This is a genomic window from Streptomyces tendae (assembly GCF_014650435.1).
GTDB lineage: Bacteria > Actinomycetota > Actinomycetes > Streptomycetales > Streptomycetaceae > Streptomyces > Streptomyces tendae.
Map to the genome: position 1 here is coordinate 1 of NZ_BMUY01000072.1, position 1092 is coordinate 1092.

Annotated in this window: 2 protein-coding genes; both read right to left on the reverse strand. The window is 69.3% G+C overall.

Annotation, left to right across the window (positions count from 1 at the left end):
• Positions 1 to 543 (reverse strand): hypothetical protein (locus tag IE258_RS40645; protein ID WP_189750815.1); only part of this gene is annotated, 543 nt, incomplete at its 3' end.
• Positions 544 to 619: 76 nt separating this feature from the next.
• Positions 620 to 973, reverse strand: coding sequence for a hypothetical protein (locus tag IE258_RS41865; RefSeq protein WP_189750816.1), 354 nt, complete (start codon positions 971 to 973; stop codon positions 620 to 622).
• Positions 974 to 1092: the final 119 nt, after the last annotated feature.

A 1092-nucleotide genomic window follows, 5' to 3' on the forward strand; every position in this document is an offset into this window, starting at 1 on the left:
GCTCAGCTCCTCGCGGGGGATCTCCTCGCCGTCGGTGGTCAGGGCTCCATGGCCGCGGCAGGTGAGGCAGAAGCCGTAGGCGTCGGTGAAGCCCGGTCGGCCGTTGCTGGCGATCCGCGGGGCGTCCTGGCGGGTCTTCTCGGCGGCGCGGAGGATGCGGCCGATGACCTCGCTGTTGGAGGGCGGGGTGGTGGAGAACAGGCCGGGGGTGGCGGCCCAGTTCGAGACGTGCTCGATGTAGTCCGGGACGCTGTGGCCGGGGGCGATCTCGGTTTCGCAGGGCTCGCTGTCGAGGGCGTCGGAGAGGGCGCGGATCGCGGTCATGGCCCCGGCGGACGCTTCGATGAGGCGGAGGGAGGCGCATTCGTCGGTGAAGAACTCGCGCGGGTAGCGGTCGGGGGTGAGGCGTTCGGCGAGGACGTAGGCGAGGGCGCTGATGTCGAGGCGGGGGAGGATTCCGGGGGCTGCGAACTGGTCGCCGCGGTGGAGGCCGTTGAGGTCGATGACTTCGGCCATTTTGCGGAGGGTGTAGGGGGTGTTCATGGCTGCTCCTGCGGGGTTGGTCTCCCCGGGGGCGCGGTGTCGGCTTCACGCGACCCCCGGGGAGGAGTTGGGGAGGTCAGTCGCTGATGGGGCGGGGGTGGTCGTGGCCGCAGGTCGGGCACTGGAGCTCGGAAAGGTTCCGGTCCGGTCCGTGGAGCGCGGTGACGACGACGCCCTCGGCGTTGGAGTCGAAGATGGCGCCGCATCCGCAGCCGCCCGCGTCGTTGAGGCAGGAGCAGACGGCGAGGTCCTTGGACGCGGGGAGGGGTATGCCGGCGGCGAGAGCGACGTACTGCATTGCGTTCTCGTAGTCGCTGGTGGTGGCCGCGTTGTCGGCTTCCTGCATGGCCTTGTCGATGACGTCCTGGGCGGCTCGGGTCAGCTGCTGGTAGTCGGTGTGGCGGGTGCGGGCAGGGCTGATCACGGCCATGGGTGGCTCCGGGGCGTGAAGAGGGGTTACTCCGCCATCCCTGGTGGGTGTGGCGTTGTCGGCTATGCCAAGGTAACCCATATTCTATGGCGTACGCCATACGTATTGCGTACGGGCAT